This window comes from Blautia intestinalis (assembly GCF_014297355.1).
In the GTDB taxonomy this organism is placed as follows: Bacteria; Bacillota; Clostridia; order Lachnospirales; family Lachnospiraceae; genus Blautia_A; species Blautia_A intestinalis.
Window position 1 is genome coordinate 58,152 of the sequence record NZ_JACOQE010000013.1, and the last position, 17,933, is coordinate 76,084.

The window sequence follows — 17,933 nt, forward strand, 5'->3', positions numbered from 1 at the left end:
TCCATGTATCATTTCTCCTAAAATGTTTTTGCTGAGCTATTTACCGGTAAACAGATCGTTCGTTCACGGCCATAGCGGTCGTATGTAGTTATCACATCCATTTCAATATCGTAAACAGATTGTAAGGCTTCAGATGTAATGATTTCTTTGGGAGAGCCAAATCCCATAACCATTCCGGATTTCATGAGAAGAACTTTGTTTCCCACGGAAAAGGGATGCTCAGGACTATGTGTTGACATAATAATGCAATAGCCCTGAGTGGCCAGCCCTGAAATTACTTCCATGAGAAGCTGATGATTTGCATAATCCAGATTGGCGGCGGGCTCGTCCATGATGAAGATTTTTGCAGACTGACAGATTGCACGGGCAATTAAAACCAATTGCCTTTGTCCTCCGCTTAAGGAAGTATATTTCCTGTTGGCAAGAGGCAGGGCATTTACTTTCTCCAAGGCAGCAAAAGCTGCTTCCTGATCAGGCTCTTTTGGGGTTTCAAATGCGGAGAAATGAGAAGCACGCCCCATAATTACCATATCAAGAACTGTATAGGCAAATACAGGGGAATGATATTGGGGAATATATGCAATCATATTTGCCAGTGTTTTGGTTGTAAAGTCACTAATATTTTTTCCGGCTATCTTTATTTTTCCATTAGAAACAGGAAGGGAACCTAATATCATGCGGAACAGAGTGGTCTTTCCGCAACCATTAGGGCCAAGCAGACAAAGCACATCACCATAGTCTGCGCTGCAGCTGATACCCTTTAAAATATCACCATTGCCGTAACCGCCAAAAACATTTTCAATTTCCAGAAGCATATAATTACGCGCGCTCCTTTCGTTTGATGATAAGATAGATAAAGAAGGGGGCGCCCATGATACTTGTGACAACGCCAAGTGGAAGTTCCATGGACAAAAGGGAACGGGAAATATCATCAACAAGTATCAGGTATCCGCCGCCAAGGATCGCACTTGCAGGTATCAGCCTTCTGTAATCAACACCAACCAGTGCACGTGCCAGATGGGGGATCATCAGCCCGACCCATCCGATCAATCCTCCAAGACAGACTGCAGCGGCGCTGAGTAATGTGGAAGCGACTATAAAAATCAGACGATATTTACGCACATTGATTCCTAAACTTTTGGCTTCTTCTTCATCCAAAGTCAGCAGATTGATCTGCCATCGAAAAATAAAAATCAGACTTAATCCAATGATCATTGGAAGAACACTCCAGCAAAAGGATTTGGTTGTGGTTTTGGTTAAGCTGCCCATAAGCCAGAAAGTAATTTGCTGGAGAACATCATTGGGGTCTGCCACATATTTGATCATTGTGACACCGGCATTGCAGAGTGACATGATCATAGTTCCGGTCAGAACAAGACTGAGGGTCTGGGAATGTGCGGATTTTCGGCTGATAAGATAGGATGCGGCTACTGCGGCCACACCACCTGCAAAAGCAGAAAGCTGAATCATCCAGTTGGAAGATCCGTTTAAAATTGCAAAAGCAGCTCCGAGACTTGCACCGGAAGAAACTCCAAGGATATCAGGAGATACCAGTGGATTGCGAAACATTCCCTGATAGGTTGCACCTGCTACCGAGAGGGAAGCACCAATAAATAAAGCAGACAGAATACGGGGCAGACGGATATTCCAGAATATGGTAACTGCCTGGGGTAAAATATCTCCTTTAAAACCAAATTTTGATAAAAATGCATTTAGTACCTGCACTGGTGTAAGCGGATAATATCCCACCCAGAATGAGAGTACTATAATGATAAACAAAAGTACCAGCATAACCGCCAACAGCAGAACATATCGTCTTTGTCGGGCAGCGGCGGCATTTTTTTCATTAGCTGTCAGATTCATAATCCTTCATCCTTGTAACTTGACTAATCAAATTTACAGTGTTATACTCAGAAAAACTGAATTGTTTTTAAAAACTATTCGCATATACATTATAATACTTAAAAATTGTATAGTCAATTTCAATAAGCGTCAATTATGAGTAATGCGGAGAAAAGAAAGGAGAGAGTCTATGAAAAAGCACAGACAACTTTTGGCTCTGTTTATATGTCTGGTGATGTCAGTCAGTCTTTTAACAGGATATTCTGAGACGAAAGCTGCTACTGAAGAGCCGACGCAGAGTGCGGAGCAGGATGCCACGCAGGAAACTGCTGAAACCCGTGAGATCACAGACATGGCAGGAAGAAAAGTAACTGTCCCAACAGCAGAAAATATTGAATCTGTTTTTTCAGCGGGTCCTGTAGCTGCAATTTTTCTGTATATGGTTGCACCGGATAAGCTTCTTGGGTGGAATTATGAACTGAATGATGTTGAGAAATCTATTATTCTGGACAAATATCAGGATCTTCCTAATTTTGGAATGGGTGATGCTGTCAATTATGAAGCAGTAATTGCTGCCAATCCTACAATTGCTATTAATAGTGGAAAGATTAATGATGCAATGGTTTCTGATTGCGATGCGTTATCAGAAAGCCTTGGAATTCCGGTTGTTGCAGTAGACAACGAGCTTAATAATTCTGCGGAAGCTTTTCGTTTTATGGGCGAACTTCTTGGTGTAGAAGATCATGCAGAAGAGCTTGCCCAGTATGCGGAGCAGGTATTTACTGATATTAATGCACTTTCAGATATTCCAGAAGAAAAGAAAGTCAGTGTATATTTCGGTAATGGAGAGGATTCACTGGAAACTGCACCCAGGGGATCCCAGCATGCACAGATTCTTGATGTCATCAATGCAGTCAATGTTGCAGATCTGGAATTGGGAGATGGATCTCGTGTTCAGATTTCAGCAGAACAGCTTCTTGCATGGGATCCGGATGTGATTGTTGTAAATGGTGAACCAAAGGCAGATAAAAGCGGAAGTTCTGCAGCAGAAGATATCCTGAGCAATCCTGATTATGCTTCATTAAAAGCAGTACAGGACCAAAAGGTTTATGGAACTCCGAATGCACCGTTTAGCTGGGTGGATCGTCCGGCAGGACCAAATCGTCTGATCGGTATGCGATGGTTCTCAGCATTGATTTATCCGGAATATATTAAATGTGATATCAATGAAGAAATACATAAATTTTTCGATCTTTTTTATCATGTTGATCTGTCCGATGAACAGTTGCAAAATGTTCTGAAAGGAACTTTATAAAGGTTAGGCATGGACGTGAAAAAGGGCTATACAATAAATAAACGAAAAAGAAACGCTGGTTCCGGTAAATACCGGTTCCGGCGTTTCTTTTTATAATTTTCGGATTATTGCGCTTCCATGCAGATCGCATACAGGATCTGCAAACAGATGGTTTTTCAGACAGAATTCCCCAACCGCTTTTCGGCATCCGGAAAACTGTGTACTGTACACATCGTGAACCAAGAGAACTCCTCCGGTGGTCAGGCGTTCATAGAACAGAGGAAGTGCAGCAGCAGTTGGAGCATAGAGATCCGCGTCCAGAGATACAAAACAAAAAGTTTCATCTCTAACATCGGAAAAGGTATCTGGAAACCATCCTTTGTGGATCACAGTACGTGTAGGATCTGGCATAACATGAAGAACAGAGTCAATATCAGTAGAAGAAAAATCACCTGTTTTGGCGCGGGACAGATTACCGGAGGCTTCTATTGTGATATCCTTTTCTGAAAAGCCCTCAAAAGTATCAAAAAGATGGATTTTTCGGTCTGGAAAGGCTGCACTGATCAGGGAAGAAAAATCACCTCGGAAAACACCCAGTTCTGCAACATTTCCCGGAATATCCAATTGATAGATCTGCTCAGATAAAAGACGCATAACAGCAACCCGTGCGTCAAACATGCGAAGGACGGAGGGATCACGAAAAGGTCCGTGATAACCCAGGTTTTCCATCTGTTTTATCATAGAATTACGCCGTTCTTCATCCAGAACTCCCAGGATGACCAGATCCGGGAGAAGTGCTACTGCAGCATCCGGAGAACAGACTGGAATATTCCCAATATAGGATCCGTGTTTATGGGGGTCATTATCAGCAAAGCACAGGAGCTGACAGGGACTGTTGAGAAGTCTTGCTGTCATTTGTCCAATTTGTCCGGCACCAAATATTACAGCTTTATATACTGATTTTGCCATCATTTTGATGTAGCCTTTCTGTCAGCACGAACCTGGATCATCTGTCCTGTGATGGAAATGGCGATTTCAGCCGGTGTTTCTGCTTTGATCTCCAGTCCTATAGGTGAGATGATACGGTTTAAATCTTGTTCATTAATGTTGTATTCTTCAATCAGACGGCGAAATACAGCAGCTTTTTTTGCGCGGCTTCCAATGACGCCTATATAGCATGCAGGTGTAGCGAGAAGCTGTGCCTGTACAATGGTATCATAGGAATGTCCGCGTGTCATGACGCAGCAATAATCAGCAGCTGTGATAGAAACATACTGCTTTAGATGGTTGAAATCACAAAGTATTGTTTCAACTGCTCCCGGGAAAAGAGCAGGATCTGTAAATTCCGGCCGGTCATCCAGGACAACACAGCGAAAATCAACGCTTGCAAGGATTGGGACAAGCTTTTGTGAGACATGTCCGCCGCCGAATACATAGACAGTTCCTGAGGTTCCCATCTGTTCAGAAAACAGATCATAATCTTCACTATGATATCGGTGTGGCTTTGCAGATAAAGAAGATAATACAGAAGAAGGAACATTGGCAGTTCCGATGAGACCGCATGCAGGACTGTAGAGGCTCACACCGGAGGTGGTGAGAAGATCGCAGATCAGCCAGAAATCTTTTCGCTCTTCATAGAATTTTTCCGCAGTTTCCGTGATTTCCATAATAATCGGATCGTTATGATCAAGATACTGGAAAAAGGCCGTAACATCACCACCACAGATCATACCAATATTTTCAACATCTTTATGATTCAGCCGGAATTCATGCTGGCAGGATTCCTTTTTTTCAAGAATATCCAATGCCATACATTCAGCACGATATTCTACAGCTCCACCTCCGATGGTTCCGGAAATTCTGCCGCTTTTTCCGACCAGCATGCGGGAACCGGCACCTCTTGGTGTAGACCCTGAGGATGCTGTAACGGAAACAAGTACAAGATCGTTTTCCTCTAGGAATTGTTGTTTTATTGTCTGAAATAATGTTCTCATATAATAAAATACCTCCTAACTAAATTAAGTGATTTTTCTGCTCCAGTTGTGTATGTCTGCCTGGACTAAAGCGTGATATGGCAGAGCGACTGTATCATGTCCTGCAGTTTGCGGGCTTGTTCTAACTGCTGCTCATGAGCTTTGCAAGCTTCTGGACTTTTGCATTTACTCATGCTGTCGGCAAATCTTTTTTCTATGGTTACACGTTGTGTTTCCTGAATCAGTTTATCAGCCAGAAATACAATAGCTGCTTCATCCAGCTTGGTTTCCAGCAGACCATGGTGCTGTGAAATAATCTGGCTGATCTCAGGATAACCTAACTGTAAGAAAAGTTCACCGCCTGTTTTGGTGTGATGCCTCTGAAGTCTGGCAATATCATGCAGAAGTGCACCGGAGCGAACAAGCTTCTGATCAAAGATATAACCATTGGATTCCAACATATTGCATAAACAACAGGCAAGTTCAGTAACAGCATCACTGTGAGCCTGTACATGACGGGGCAGAGAAACCGCATTGCGAAGCCTGAAGCATAGCCCGTCATTTAATTCAGGATGAGGCAGTATATAACTGGGATCAGAGAAAGAAATATTATTTCTTTCATTCACTTCCAGATGATAGTAAGAGCCACAGGGAAGACGAAACCGCTGCCTGCTGTACATACCGGAATGTAATGCATATATATAAGAAGAGATTACATCTGTATGAGCTACCACTGCAATATTACCTTCAGAAGCGCAAAGAATCTTATGAACTGCCTGCGAAAAGCGAAAACCAGATGCAGCAGGAGTTTCTGCTCCCGGGATCGGATGATCAGGGTTATTTTCACGGGCTTTATAAATGTCCGGCCATCTCTGGCGTATTTTATCAAAAGAAAGGCCATCCCATTCTCCCAGATTTCGTTCTGACAGATCAGAAACAATTATATGTGGAAGCTCAGGTGCCATATGGCCTGCTGTCTCAACAGCTCTTAACAAAGGACTGCAGTATATCCTTGATATTTTATCGGACAATTCTTCATTAAGAAGGACTGCCTGCAGGTGTCCAAGCATGGATAGAGAGAAATCTGTCTGTCCCACACAGTAAGAATGTTCATCCGGATACTGTGGTTTTCCATGCCGGACCAGATAAAGGTCACGCATTAAAAAATCCTCTGAAACAGTTTTCAAATATTTTTTCTGAACAGTTACGAGTTTCTTCTGAAAAACGAGCATATCGTTTCAGAAATTCTTCACCGTACGGAGTCAGTTCGCTGTGACTTCCGTTTACACCGCCCTGGCTTCTGCTGACCAGTGGTTCATGGAGCTGTGATTCCAGGGTACGGATCAGGTTCCAGCTGGTGGAGTAGGAAATGTGCATGTGCTCACAGGCATCGCGGACAGATCCTGTTTCCTGGATCAGTGTGAGAAGCGAATAAAGCTGCTCATCAAAGAATACTTTTTCCTTTGCCAGCAGAATATGTATTTCTGAACGGATGAGACTCTGGTTATGGGCGCGAAGAAGTTCAGCATAATCCTCCGGTGTATCAGCATCGTGAATGATACCTGGATCATCTACATTCAGAAAGTACATGGGTGTGCCGCAGTTTCCTACAGCACCTTCAAGACCTGAGCTGCCGTCATCACTTAAGATGGAATCAATAAGTGTGGAACGGATCAGAAGCGGATGGCCGGGATTACCGTCACAGACCGGAGTTACAAGGGGATAACCCAGAGAGAGCATCTGCGTGACTGTCCGGGCCGTAAACAGTGGAACATCCACAGGCGTAAAGAGTACCGTGTCAACTTTATCTTTCAGATATTCCAGTCCGATCCGGACAGAATCAAACATATGAGTTGATGCATAATCTTCATTTCGAAGAAAGATTACATTATTGGAAGCAAGGTGACGTTCCAAAACATCTGCCCTGTATCCTGTCACTACAACTATTTTAGAGATTCCGGCCTGCCGGAAATTGTTGATCACGCGCTGTGCAATGGAAATAGATCCAAGCTGAAGCATGGGTTTAAAGTCTCCCATTCGCGAGGATTTCCCTGCGGCAACGATGAGCGCACCTGTCTGCATGACTGCCACCTCCTTGAGAAATATTGTGTAAAATTAATAATATTATACCATATAAAACAGAAAAATAGTGAAAATTTTAAATAAAACATAAGAAAAAATTTAAAGTAGTGCGAAAATAGCCAAGTTTTAATTATTTGCAATTTGCATAATTGTGCAAGAATATGATAGTATGAATATATACAAAATGACGTAAACAGGAGAACTTTTCTATGGATGAGGTTTTTGAAATTACCGCAAAGGAAGTTACCATACAGGTAAGAGATGAACGCACGGGAGTGGAATACAGCCGGACGCTTCCAATCGATTATTACGAGAATGCGAATGTTCTGAAGCTTAGCGGTGAGAATCTGGACGGGAGCAGTTCTTCCATTGTTTTCTATTCTGCCCGAGGAATGGAAAGACTCAAAGATCTGACAGGCAAGGGTGCGGATCATGATCCATGCGGAACACATAAGCCCGAAGATCAATAACATTGAAGCTTATATTTTCTATAGGAGGGATGCAGCATGATTAAAAAGACATTGAAGATCAATGGTGTCGAGAGGATCCTTATTCTTGATAAGGACGAGACACTGGCACAGGTTCTCCGTAATCATCTTCTTCTTACAGGATGTAAGATCGGCTGTGGGGAAGGCCATTGCGGAGCCTGTAATGTTATTATGAACGGAAAAGTTACAAGATCCTGTATCTACAAGATGAGCCGTGTTCCGGACAATGCAGAGATCACAACGATCGAAGGTGTGGGAACAATCTCTGATATGCATCCGATCCAGGTTGCATGGATGGCATATGGATGTGCACAGTGTGGTTTCTGTTCACCAGGTTTTATTATTTCAGCAAAGGTTCTTCTCGATAATAATCCGAGTCCGACCCGCAAGGAGGTAAGAGACTGGTTTAACAAACAGCGCAATCTCTGCCGTTGTACAGGTTACAAGCCGCTTATCGATGCGACTATGGCGGCAGCAGCAGTTATGCGTGGCGAGATGACCAAAGAAGACCTTGTATTTAAGCAGACCGGTGATTCTATCGTCGGTACAAACTATATTCGTCCATCAGCGGCACAGAAGGTAACAGGTACCTGGGATTTCGGTGCAGATGATGCATTAAAGATGCCGGAGGGAACCCTTCGTCTTGCACTTACGCAGGCAAAGGTTTCTCACGCAAATATCCTCAGTATCGATACAACAGAAGCAGAGAGTATGCCGGGAGTTGTTCGTGTTATTACAGCGAAGGACATTAAGGCAGCAGGCGGAACCAATAAGATCAATGGTCTTGTAATGCTTCCGAAACACAATAAGACAGATGGATTTGAGCGTCCTGTACTCTGTGACGAAAAGATATTCCAGTTTGGTGATGCGATCGCGATCGTAGCTGCCGACACAGAAGAGCATGCACGTGCAGCAGCAGATGCAGTTAAGGTGGAGATCGAAGAACTTCCTGCATATATGAATGCAATGGATGCGATCGCACCGGATGCAGCAGAGATCCATCCTGGTACTCCAAACGCATTCTTTGAGACAAACTGTATCAAGGGACCAGACTTTGACTGGGACAGCATTCCGGATTCACAGCAGGTTGAGATCGAGTCCTACTGTTCACGTCAGCCACATCTTCACCTTGAACCGGACTGTGGTTATGGCTATATTGATGAAGACGGCATGATAACTGTTCATTCCAAATCCATCGGTATCCATCTCCATATGCCGATGATCGCTGATGGTATCGGTGTTCCGCTGGAGAACCTGAGACTTGTTCAGAACCATGCCGGAGGAACCTTTGGATACAAGTTCTCTCCGACAAATGAAGCTCTGATCGGTGCAGCTGTCAAGATTCTTGAGCGTCCGGTATCGCTGGTATTCAATCAGTTCCAGAATATTACCTATACAGGAAAGAGATCTCCTGCATTTATGAATATCAAACTTGCAGCAGACGAAAATGGTAAACTCCTTGCACTCTGGGGCAATAACTATGTGGATCATGGTCCATACTCAGAATTTGGAGATCTGCTCACAATGAGACTTTCTCAGTTCACCGGTGCCGGTTATGGAATCAATTCTATCCGCAATAAATCAACAACAGTATTTACAAACCATGCATGGGGATCTGCTTTTCGTGCTTACGGCTCTCCGCAGTCTTACATGGGATCCGAGATTGCGATCGACGTTCTGGCAGCCAAGATGGGAATCGATCCGTTTGATATGCGTGAGATGAACTGTTACAAGGAATCAGAAGGAACTACGATCCCGACCGGTTATCCGCCGGAAGTATACTGCGAGGAAGATCTGTTCAAGACGGCACGTCCGCTGTATGAAGCAGCCAAGAAACGTGTTGCTGAGAAGAATGCAGCTTCTGATGGCAAGATCAAATATGGTATCGGCGTATCTCTTGGTGTATATGGCTGTGGTCTTGATGGTGTGGATACATCCAATGCATTTGCAGAACTGAATCCGGATGGAACAGTTACAATGTATGCTGCATGGGAAGATCATGGACAGGGTGCCGACATGGGGGTTCTTGTATCCTCTCATGAAACACTTCGTCAGGCCGGAATCAGACCGGAACAGATCAAACTTGTTATGAATGACACCAAGACATGTCCTAATGCAGGTCCTGCAGGTGGATCACGTTCACAGGTTATGTCAGGTAATGCATGTCGTCTGGCGGCAGAAAACCTTGTGGCAGCTATGAAGAAAGAAGACGGAACCTTCCGTACTTATGATGAGATGGTGGCTGAAGGTCTTGCAACAAAATATGAAGGTAACTGGGTGACAACCTTCTGTGCAGATCATCCGATCGATCAGGATACAGCACAGGGTGATCCGTTTGCAACCTACATGTACACGATCTTCCTTCCGGAAGTTGCTGTTAATACAGAAACAGGTAAAGTTAAAGTTGAAAAATTCACCTGTGTGGCTGACGTAGGTACGATCATGAACAGACTTCTTGTAGAAGGCAACTTCTACGGTGGTCTTGTACAGGGTATCGGTCTTGCTCTTACAGAAGATTTCGAGGATCTGAACCATGATACTTCTCTGAAGAACTGTGGTATTCCGTATCCAAATGATGCGCCGGATGATATTGAACTTCATTTCAATGAAACATATCGCCCAAGCGGTCCTTACGGTGCTGCCGGCTGTGGTGAGGCTCCGCTGGATGCTCCTCATCCTGCGATCCTGAATGCAATCTACAATGCTACAGGCGCACGTATCACACGTGTTCCTGCCCGTCCGGAAAAGGTTCTTGCAGCATTAAAGGAACTTGAGAAATAATTCTCAGTATAATTTTATCATATGATATAATAAGGGGAGACGGGAGACTGTCTCCCCTTTGGAAATGAAAGGAGCATCGGGTTATGACATATATACAGGAGAGAGGTTCCACTCATGTTTATCACGTAAATCGAATGTCAAAGGAAGAGATGGATCATATGATCAGCCTCTGTGTTCATGAACAGCCGGCGTACTGTGTTGCAGCCTGTCCTTTCAAAGCAGATACAAAAGAAATGCTGTTTTATGCTGCAAAAGGAAATTTTAAGAAAGCTCTGGGGATCTATGAGAAGATCACACCATTTCCCATGATCCTCTGTAGCGGCTGTACTGCACCCTGTGAGGAGAAATGCAGGCTTTGTGAGCTGGGTGATGGCATATCCATACGTGAAGTAGAGCGTGCCATTGTCCGATATGGGGAATCTGGAAAACGGAGCAGTGTATTTCGTATCAGAAAGAAAAAAAAGGCTGTGATTTTTGGCTCAGGATTATTCCCGCTGTTTCTTGCAGGGGAGCTGGAAAAGAAGATGTATCCTGCAACCATTTACTGTCAGGAGAAAGATTATGAAGCCTATATTGTAGCAGCAGCACCGGAGCTTTCGGAATCAGATTGTAGAAATGAAGCAAAACGTCTCAGTTCCATGGATCTTTCCTTTGAATTCGGATGCAGTCTTGACCTTCCGTTTATCAGAGAGAAAATGAAGGAGGCAGATGTGGTCTGTGCTTCAGAGGAGGTGGCCAAAAAGCTGGCTCCTGAAGAAACAGCAGATGCAGAGATCATGCTGAGAGAACAGGCGGGAATTGTCAGCGGTCTGGCCCAGTCTGTGATGGATGCGGCTTTTGCTGCAAAGAGAGCTGCCCTGACTGTAGATCTCCTTGTACAGAACCTTTCGCCCCACAGCAACAGAGGCAGTGAAGGAGCAGTTACTACCAGGCTCTATACAAATATGGAAGGGATGAAAGGTTCCAAAAAGATTCCCTGCAGCATAGATGGATATTCAAAAGAAGAAGCTATGGAGGAAGCAAAGCGATGCATTCAGTGCCACTGTGATGAGTGTATGAAAAGCTGTGTCTATTTAAGTGAATATAAAAAGCACCCTGGTCTTCTCGCACGTGAGATTTATAATAATACCCAGATCATTATGGGAGATCACCAGATGAATAAACCGATGAATTCCTGTTCTCTCTGCGGACAGTGCACTGTAACCTGTCCAAATGGGTTTGATATGAGCCAGGTCTGCAAATCTGCAAGAGAAAATATGGTATCTACAGACAAGATGCCTCTGGCACCTCATGAATTTGCACTGATGGATATGCTGTTCTCCAATTCGGAGGCTTTCTTATGCAGACCTCAGCCGGGATATGAAACCTGCAGATATGTATTTTTTCCGGGATGTCAGGCAGGAGCCATAGCGCCGGATGTTGTCACAGAGGCATATGAGGATCTTTGCAGGAGGACAGAGGGCGGTGTTGCTCTGATGCTGGGATGCTGTGGTGCTATCAGTGAATGGGCAGGACGCTATGAAATGACAGAAAAGGTAAATGAACAGCTGAAGCAGGAGCTTGCAAAGCTGGGAGATCCCATGATCATAGCAGGCTGTCCAAGCTGTATGAAACAGTTAAAAGAGAGTCTTGGTGTCAGAGTCACAGGAATCTGGGAGATCTTAAAGGAAATCGGACTTCCCGCACAGGCAAAAGGGCTGGAGATACCTGTTGCAATACATGATGCCTGCGGAGCCAGGGGTGATGCGCAGACACAGGACATAATAAGAGAGCTTCTTGCAGATATGGGGTGCACTGTTGTAAACACAGAATATTCCAGAGATCTGTCTCCCTGTTGCGGATACGGCGGACTGACTTCCTACGCTAATAAAGAGATGGCAGATAAAATGACAGAAAAGTGTCTGGAACGATCCGATGCCCCATATATAACGTACTGCATGGCATGCAGGGACCGATTTGTCAGGGAAGGCAGGGAATCCAGACATATCCTTGAACTTCTGTATGGCACAAATGCCGTCAATATGCCGGATATCAGTGAAAAACGCTACAACCGGCTTGTGCTAAAAGAGAAGCTTTTAAAAAATATATGGAATGAGGAACTGATGATGGAGAAAAAAGATTATACCGTTGCATATACAGAAGATGCTATTAGTATGATGGATGAACGTATGATACTGAAAAGTGATGTGGAGCGTGTATTATCAGATTACAGAGAAAACCAGGAAGCGATTTTTGATGAAGAGACAAAAGAACTGGTGACAAGGAGCAGACTTGGAAATGTGACATTCTGGGTGCGATTTGTGGAAACTGAAGAAGGGTATCTGGTACGCAGAGCATACAGTCACAGAATGAATATTATGAAAAGGGTGGGACAGTAATGGCGGTAGAAAGAACATATTATACGATTGATCCGGAAGGAAAGCTGACCTGCATGAAATGTAAGGTTCCTCTTGTAAAAGGAAAAGCAAAATTTATGTATCTGGAAAATGGGTTTCCTGTGGAAATGCCTGTCTGTCCAAAGTGTGGATTTGTGTATGTTCCGGAAGAACTCGCACTTGGAAAAGTTCTTGCGGTGGAGCGTGCACTGGAGGATAAATAGATGAACAGGCATCCGGGAGGGGAAGCGCAGACGCTTTATCTTCTGGAGAACATAGAATGGAAAAAAGAAATGAAAGCACTGGATCTTGGAGCTGGAGAAGGAGACACGATACGAATCCTGAAATCACTTGGGATGGATGCACATGGTGTGGATCTTTTCCCACGGGGCAGTGATGTGGAAACAGGAGATTTTCTGCATTTGCAGTATCCATCAGACAGTATAGATCTTTGCATCAGCCAGTGTGCATTTTTTGTCAGCAGAGATCAGAAAAATGCACTATCTGAATGTTGGCGTGTTCTGAAAAAGGGAGGTTTTCTATTATTGTCAGATCTGGATACTGGAAATCTTTCAGAAATGGCAGAACAGACAGGATTTACCATTCTCCGGCAGGAGGATCAGACGTTACTTTGGCGTGAATATTATCTGGAAGCAATCTGGAATGATTCGTTCTGTTGCGAAGAGTATAAGATTCTGCAGAAAGAATATAAAGGAAAGAAGCTGCGCTATACCATGGTGGTTGGCAGAAAGGAGTAACATATGGATCTTTATGAAAGAATCATAGAACTTAGCAGTATGGGGTATCATTGTTCTCAGATGATTATGATTTTGACACTGGAAACGATAGGGGAAGAGAATCCACAGCTTGTAAAGGCTTTGGGCGGTCTTGGCGGCGGCATCGGTTACTGTGGAGATACATGTGGCTGTCTGACAGGAGGAGCCTGTGCGATAGGTTTGTTCCTTGGCAATCTGGCTCCGCAGGAGAAAGAAGATATACAGATGAAACCGGCTGTGCAGGAATTATATCAGTGGTTCCATAAGAAGACCGAAGAAGAGTTTGGTGCTTTTTATTGTAAGGACATCACTTCCAATCTGGATTGGGGAATTGTCATGGAGCAATGTCCTGCGTTGATTGCAGATACTTATACAAAAGTGATAGAAATACTGACAGAACGGGGAATATTGGAACTATGATTACGCTGGGTAAAACAAAAAGTGTATGTCCGATATGTATGAAAGTGCTTACGGCTAAAAAATGTATTGGTGAAGATGGCATTTATCTGGTGAAAGAATGTGATATCCACGGAAAGTTTCAGACACTGATCTGGGAAGGAACGGCAGCAGAGTATCTTTCCTGGGGGAGAGAAAACCTGTCTGCGGAGACTCCTGTAAATCCAAAAATCAAAGAGAAATCTTGCCCGGATAATTGTGGACTTTGTGAGGAGCACGAACGAAAAGGATGTTGTATGATACTGGAAGTGACAAAGCGCTGCAATATGCACTGCCCGGTATGCTTTGCTTCGGCAGGAGAATGTCTGGAAAACGGTGATCTTTCAATTGATGAAATAGAAAAGCAATATGATTTTCTGATGGATCATGGGGGACCATTCAATATACAGCTCTCAGGAGGAGAACCAACCATGCGGGAGGATCTTCCGGAGATCATACATATGGGAAGAGAAAAAGGGTTCACATTTTTTCAATTGAATACCAATGGAATCCGTCTTGCGCAGGAAGCAGGATATGCCAGAAAACTAAAAAAAGCAGGACTGAATACGGTATTTCTTCAATTTGACGGTGTCACAGATGACGTGTATCAGACATTGCGCGGACGCTCTATGATGGAACTGAAAGAAAAGGCTGTGTTAAACTGTTCGGAAGCGGAACTGGGAATTGCCCTGGTACCTGTCATTGCTCCAGGAGTAAATGATATGCAGGTTGGAGATATCCTGAAGTTTGCGATGGATCATATGCCATTTGTAAGAGGAGTACATTTCCAGCCGATCAGCTATTTTGGCAGATGTTCTCAGCAGCGTCCACAAGCTCCGATTACCATACCAAAGATGTTGAAGCTGATCGAGGAACAGACTGACGGGCTTATGAAAAGCGAGGATTTCGCCGGTGGTGGAGCAGAGAATCCATACTGTTCTTTTCATGCAAGTTATCTGAAAAAAGGTGAGAGGGAACTGAAACTTCTGGAAAAGAAATCAGGCAGAGGATGTTGTTGTACTACCAGCGATAATTCCAGGCAGTATGTGGAAAATCAGTGGAGCTATAGCACAAAAAAATTTGATGATGAAGAAATGACACAGACAGATGCGCTGGATGAATTCCTGATCCGGGTTCATAATGAAACCTTTGCGGTATCAGGGATGATTTTTCAGGATGCATGGAATCTGGATCTTGAACGTCTGAAAAGATGTTATATCTGCGAGGTGGATTCTGATTATGGAATGGTGCCGTTTTGTGCATATAATCTGACTAATCTGAAAGGAACCTATTTATACAGAAAGTGAAACGATCCAATATAGATGCAATGATCTGTAAGCAGGAAGAAATTACAGATATTACAAGGGAAGCAATAAACAAAATACAGCTGGATAAACTGAATGCTGTTTTGAAAAAAGAAAAAGAAAGGCAGGGGTTTTACAGAGATCTGCCAGAAAGGCTGGAAAGCCTTGCTGATCTGAAAAACCTTCCCTTTACAACGGAATCCGACCTTGCTCAGAAAGGGAGCAGGATGTTACTGTGCTCCCAGGGAGAAATACAGAGGATCATTTCAGAACAGACAAGTGGAACAACCGGTGCAGGTAAACGTGTATTTTATACAGAAGGAGATTGTGAACATACCATAGAACTTTTTATGGCAGGTCTGGGTGAATTTATTTATCCGGGAAGTATAACGATGGTGGCTATGCCATTTTCAGGTTCTTTTGGATTGGGAGAACTGATCGCGGAGGCAATCAGACGTCTGGGAGCAAAACCTCTTTCAACCGGGACAGGAAGAACTTATGGCGAACTAAACAGGATTCTGGAAGAGGAGCAGCCGGATACGTATGTGGGAATGCCGACGGCATTGCTTTCCATGCTTAGAATGTGCGGAAAAGGCAGTATAAAAAGAGCACTGGTATCCGGAGATGCCTGTCCGCAAACTGTCATGAAAGCAATCGAAGAAATTCTGGAAACACGACTGTGGCCGCACTATGGTTCCAGAGAGATGGGGCTTGGAGGTGCCATTTGCTGCACGGCGCATGATGGCATGCATATGCGGGAAAACCATTGTATTACAGAGATTATAGATGAGAACGGAAATGTGCTGCCGGACGGTGAGTGGGGAGAACTGGTAATCACAACCATTGGAATGGAAGCACAGCCGTTGATTCGATATCGAACCGGTGACTGGACAAGGATCATTCCAGGAAGATGCCTCTGTGGAAGTGAAACAAAACGCCTGGACTTTGTAAAGCGGATGGATCCATTGGGAAGTATCAGAGAGATGGATGAATTGCTGTTTGAGATTCCGGAACTGATAGATTATTGTGTGAAAATTGTAGATGGAAAAAAGAAAATTACAGCGCTTTTTACATCGGACAATGGAGAAGAACGAATCAGGAGTGTTTTGGAAGAGAAGGATATTCGTTCATGGAACTGCAGAAAAGTAAAGTGGGAAGATCTGGCACTGTATCCTGGCAAACGAGTTACAAGGCAGTGATTTCGTGGTATCATGGAATCACTGCCTTGTCTGTTATTCAGAATAGTATGGACAATCTTCCTGAATGCATTCGCGATTATCTTTGCAGTATTTACACGTTATAGAAGACAACGGAATGTTTACAGAACAAAACTGACTGTAAAAATGAACAGCTTCTTCAATGGCAATTCTGCTGGTTCGTTTGCAGCAGCGAGGTCCACCAACATCTGCCAGTCTAGATAAAATAATGGAAACAAGTTTTTGAGGAAACGGCCATGCATCTTTGTGAAGTGGACTGGATCCAGTCATAACGGACATGAAAATACCGGCTCCGGCAGCAGCTCCGCAGACACCCCAGTAACCACAGGTACCGCCCGGAACCTGCTTTGCTCTTTTACAGATCTCAGATAATGCAGCATCGTAATCCATATGTTCTCCATTATTGCGAAATGCTGTCAGAAGAACGCATGGGACAATTGCATGATGCTCCGGTCCATGCATATGTACAGATGGAAGATCCATAATTTTTTCCAGAAGAAGCAAAGCATCTTTTTCTGTACTGTCCCTGAGTGTCGTGATTACCGGAGCATATGTGCCATAGCTATGACAGGCATCACAGATAAAGTGACCATTTTCACAGACCGCATTGGTTAATTGTTCTTTATGGCAGATGCTGCACGTCTGAATAGAGCTTTCAGCACGATACGTAATAGGAGCACCACAAATCAGACATCCGGAAAAATATTCTGCTTCACCACAACAACAGGAATTATTCGTATGATCCATTTGATTCACCTCCGAAGAATTTATTTTAATAGTGTTAACGATGTAATAAGTATAACATAGAATGAAAAAGTAATGATATAGCATCTTGACAATCATGTTACTTTGGGTATATGATTTGATCCAATAAAGGGGAGTAACCTGCGCTTAACAATTTGCGTTTGTGATGTCGTCAGTACGGTGGAAGCATCCGGTATCATAAGGAAATGGTGAGACTTTTATTGCATTTTTATTATGCAATGAAGGTCTCCTTTTTTTATATTTTTTTATCAAAGAGGTCTTTCATTGAATAAGAAATCCAGGTAGTAAATACTTAGAAACAAGGAGGCGAAAGTGATGAAGGAAATTTATCAGCAGACGGTAGAAGAGGTTCTTGAAAGGGTGAATGGCAAGAAATCTGGGCTTACGAGTGAACAGGTGAAAAGATCCAGAGAAAAGTGTGGGTGGAATGAACTTACAGAAGGAAAGAAGAAAGGTATCCTGCAGATTTTCTTTGAACAGTATGGTCCTATGTCAAGATTTAGTACAAGTTAAAATGAGAAAATTCTCCCCATTTTAACCTGCCAGAAGCTCAGCCTCAGTGTGTATTCTTTCATACACTCGTTCGAATTCGTTTGGCGAC

General features: G+C 43.6%; 17 protein-coding genes. 10 read left to right on the plus strand and 7 right to left on the minus strand.

Going from position 1 to position 17,933, the window contains the following annotated elements; all coding sequences use genetic code 11:
- Positions 1 to 17 precede the first annotated feature (17 nt).
- Together H8Z79_RS14780 and H8Z79_RS14785 are read right to left on the minus strand one after the other, a co-directional pair.
- Positions 18 to 815 carry an ABC transporter ATP-binding protein gene (locus H8Z79_RS14780; RefSeq protein WP_118040888.1) on the minus strand — a complete coding sequence of 266 codons (798 nt, stop codon included), beginning with the start codon at positions 813 to 815 and terminating at the stop codon, positions 18 to 20.
- A gap of 4 nt (positions 816 to 819) precedes the next feature.
- Positions 820 to 1,863: a FecCD family ABC transporter permease gene (locus H8Z79_RS14785; protein WP_118040886.1), complete on the minus strand. Its 1,044-nt coding sequence runs from the start codon at positions 1,861 to 1,863 to the stop codon at positions 820 to 822.
- 169 nt (positions 1,864 to 2,032) lie between these two features.
- On the opposite strand from H8Z79_RS14785, the gene H8Z79_RS14790 reads away from it, so the two are divergent.
- Positions 2,033 to 3,157, plus strand: coding sequence for an ABC transporter substrate-binding protein (locus H8Z79_RS14790; RefSeq protein WP_015542412.1), 1,125 nt, complete (start codon positions 2,033 to 2,035; stop codon positions 3,155 to 3,157).
- A gap of 90 nt (positions 3,158 to 3,247) precedes the next feature.
- On the opposite strand, the gene H8Z79_RS14795 is transcribed toward H8Z79_RS14790, so the two are convergent.
- From H8Z79_RS14795 to H8Z79_RS14810, 4 genes are all read right to left on the minus strand, one after another.
- A complete protein-coding gene (locus tag H8Z79_RS14795) occupies positions 3,248 to 4,108 on the minus strand; it encodes a TylF/MycF/NovP-related O-methyltransferase (protein ID WP_118040884.1) in 861 nt (286 codons plus the stop codon).
- Positions 4,105 to 5,130, minus strand: a complete 1,026-nt coding sequence (locus H8Z79_RS14800) for an XdhC family protein (RefSeq protein WP_015542414.1) — start codon at positions 5,128 to 5,130, stop codon at positions 4,105 to 4,107. The genes H8Z79_RS14795 and H8Z79_RS14800 overlap by 4 nt, the downstream gene beginning before the upstream one ends.
- Positions 5,131 to 5,195: 65 nt before the next feature.
- Positions 5,196 to 6,269 (minus strand): histidine phosphatase family protein, encoded by a 1,074-nt coding sequence (locus H8Z79_RS14805; protein WP_015542415.1) that lies wholly within the window; start codon positions 6,267 to 6,269, stop codon positions 5,196 to 5,198.
- Positions 6,262 to 7,191 (minus strand): NTP transferase domain-containing protein, encoded by a 930-nt coding sequence (locus H8Z79_RS14810; RefSeq protein WP_015542416.1) that lies wholly within the window; start codon positions 7,189 to 7,191, stop codon positions 6,262 to 6,264. The genes H8Z79_RS14805 and H8Z79_RS14810 overlap by 8 nt, the downstream gene beginning before the upstream one ends.
- A gap of 209 nt (positions 7,192 to 7,400) precedes the next feature.
- Here H8Z79_RS14810 and H8Z79_RS14815 point away from each other — a divergent pair, with 209 nt between their 5' ends.
- The 8 genes from H8Z79_RS14815 to H8Z79_RS14850 all read left to right on the plus strand — a co-directional run bounded on the left by H8Z79_RS14815 (position 7,401) and on the right by H8Z79_RS14850 (position 16,549).
- Complete coding sequence (locus tag H8Z79_RS14815) at positions 7,401 to 7,661, plus strand: hypothetical protein (protein WP_015542417.1); 261 nt, start codon at positions 7,401 to 7,403, stop codon at positions 7,659 to 7,661.
- 36 nt (positions 7,662 to 7,697) lie between these two features.
- The gene (locus H8Z79_RS14820; RefSeq protein ID WP_015542418.1) at positions 7,698 to 10,460 is read left to right on the plus strand and encodes a molybdopterin-dependent aldehyde oxidoreductase; all 2,763 of its coding nucleotides are present in this window, start codon (positions 7,698 to 7,700) and stop codon (positions 10,458 to 10,460) included.
- Positions 10,461 to 10,543: 83 nt separating this feature from the next.
- A complete protein-coding gene (locus H8Z79_RS14825) occupies positions 10,544 to 12,838 on the plus strand; it encodes a pyridine nucleotide-disulfide oxidoreductase/dicluster-binding protein (RefSeq protein WP_118040882.1) in 2,295 nt (764 codons plus the stop codon).
- Positions 12,838 to 13,059, plus strand: a complete 222-nt coding sequence (locus H8Z79_RS14830) for a DVU_1557 family redox protein (RefSeq protein ID WP_005427475.1) — start codon at positions 12,838 to 12,840, stop codon at positions 13,057 to 13,059. Before H8Z79_RS14825 ends, H8Z79_RS14830 begins: the two co-directional genes overlap by 1 nt.
- On the plus strand, positions 13,060 to 13,593 hold the full coding sequence (locus H8Z79_RS14835) for a class I SAM-dependent methyltransferase (protein WP_005427477.1): 534 nt from the start codon (positions 13,060 to 13,062) through the stop codon (positions 13,591 to 13,593).
- A 3-nt stretch (positions 13,594 to 13,596) separates the two neighbouring features.
- Entirely contained in the window at positions 13,597 to 14,031 is a 435-nt protein-coding gene (locus H8Z79_RS14840) for a DVU_1555 family C-GCAxxG-C-C protein (protein ID WP_005427480.1), read from the plus strand.
- A complete protein-coding gene (gene trsS / locus H8Z79_RS14845) occupies positions 14,028 to 15,353 on the plus strand; it encodes a radical SAM (seleno)protein TrsS (RefSeq protein WP_118040880.1) in 1,326 nt (441 codons plus the stop codon). Before H8Z79_RS14840 ends, trsS begins: the two co-directional genes overlap by 4 nt.
- Positions 15,350 to 16,549 carry a DVU_1553 family AMP-dependent CoA ligase gene (locus H8Z79_RS14850; protein WP_243023246.1) on the plus strand — a complete coding sequence of 400 codons (1,200 nt, stop codon included), beginning with the start codon at positions 15,350 to 15,352 and terminating at the stop codon, positions 16,547 to 16,549. The genes trsS and H8Z79_RS14850 overlap by 4 nt, the downstream gene beginning before the upstream one ends.
- A gap of 33 nt (positions 16,550 to 16,582) precedes the next feature.
- Here H8Z79_RS14850 and H8Z79_RS14855 read toward each other — a convergent pair whose 3' ends face one another.
- Positions 16,583 to 17,314, minus strand: a complete 732-nt coding sequence (locus H8Z79_RS14855) for a DUF5714 domain-containing protein (RefSeq protein WP_015542421.1) — start codon at positions 17,312 to 17,314, stop codon at positions 16,583 to 16,585.
- Positions 17,315 to 17,647: 333 nt separating this feature from the next.
- On the opposite strand from H8Z79_RS14855, the gene H8Z79_RS14860 reads away from it, so the two are divergent.
- The gene (locus tag H8Z79_RS14860; protein WP_225877021.1) at positions 17,648 to 17,845 is read left to right on the plus strand and encodes a cation-transporting P-type ATPase; all 198 of its coding nucleotides are present in this window, start codon (positions 17,648 to 17,650) and stop codon (positions 17,843 to 17,845) included.
- Positions 17,846 to 17,933 lie beyond the last annotated feature (88 nt).

Bases quoted from the DNA above. Each gene is read 5' to 3' on its own strand.
- H8Z79_RS14780 (WP_118040888.1), bottom strand. From the start codon at position 815: ATGCTTCTGGAAATTGAAAATGTTTTTGGCGGTTACGGCAATGGTGAT.
- H8Z79_RS14785 (WP_118040886.1), bottom strand. From the start codon at position 1,863: ATGAATCTGACAGCTAATGAAAAAAATGCCGCCGCTGCCCGACAAAGA.
- H8Z79_RS14790 (WP_015542412.1), top strand. From the start codon at position 2,033: ATGAAAAAGCACAGACAACTTTTGGCTCTGTTTATATGTCTGGTGATG.
- H8Z79_RS14795 (WP_118040884.1), bottom strand. From the start codon at position 4,108: ATGATGGCAAAATCAGTATATAAAGCTGTAATATTTGGTGCCGGACAA.
- H8Z79_RS14800 (WP_015542414.1), bottom strand. From the start codon at position 5,130: ATGAGAACATTATTTCAGACAATAAAACAACAATTCCTAGAGGAAAAC.
- H8Z79_RS14805 (WP_015542415.1), bottom strand. From the start codon at position 6,269: ATGCGTGACCTTTATCTGGTCCGGCATGGAAAACCACAGTATCCGGAT.
- H8Z79_RS14810 (WP_015542416.1), bottom strand. From the start codon at position 7,191: ATGCAGACAGGTGCGCTCATCGTTGCCGCAGGGAAATCCTCGCGAATG.
- H8Z79_RS14815 (WP_015542417.1), top strand. From the start codon at position 7,401: ATGGATGAGGTTTTTGAAATTACCGCAAAGGAAGTTACCATACAGGTA.
- H8Z79_RS14820 (WP_015542418.1), top strand. From the start codon at position 7,698: ATGATTAAAAAGACATTGAAGATCAATGGTGTCGAGAGGATCCTTATT.
- H8Z79_RS14825 (WP_118040882.1), top strand. From the start codon at position 10,544: ATGACATATATACAGGAGAGAGGTTCCACTCATGTTTATCACGTAAAT.
- H8Z79_RS14830 (WP_005427475.1), top strand. From the start codon at position 12,838: ATGGCGGTAGAAAGAACATATTATACGATTGATCCGGAAGGAAAGCTG.
- H8Z79_RS14835 (WP_005427477.1), top strand. From the start codon at position 13,060: ATGAACAGGCATCCGGGAGGGGAAGCGCAGACGCTTTATCTTCTGGAG.
- H8Z79_RS14840 (WP_005427480.1), top strand. From the start codon at position 13,597: ATGGATCTTTATGAAAGAATCATAGAACTTAGCAGTATGGGGTATCAT.
- trsS (WP_118040880.1), top strand. From the start codon at position 14,028: ATGATTACGCTGGGTAAAACAAAAAGTGTATGTCCGATATGTATGAAA.
- H8Z79_RS14855 (WP_015542421.1), bottom strand. From the start codon at position 17,314: ATGGATCATACGAATAATTCCTGTTGTTGTGGTGAAGCAGAATATTTT.
- H8Z79_RS14860 (WP_225877021.1), top strand. From the start codon at position 17,648: ATGAAGGAAATTTATCAGCAGACGGTAGAAGAGGTTCTTGAAAGGGTG.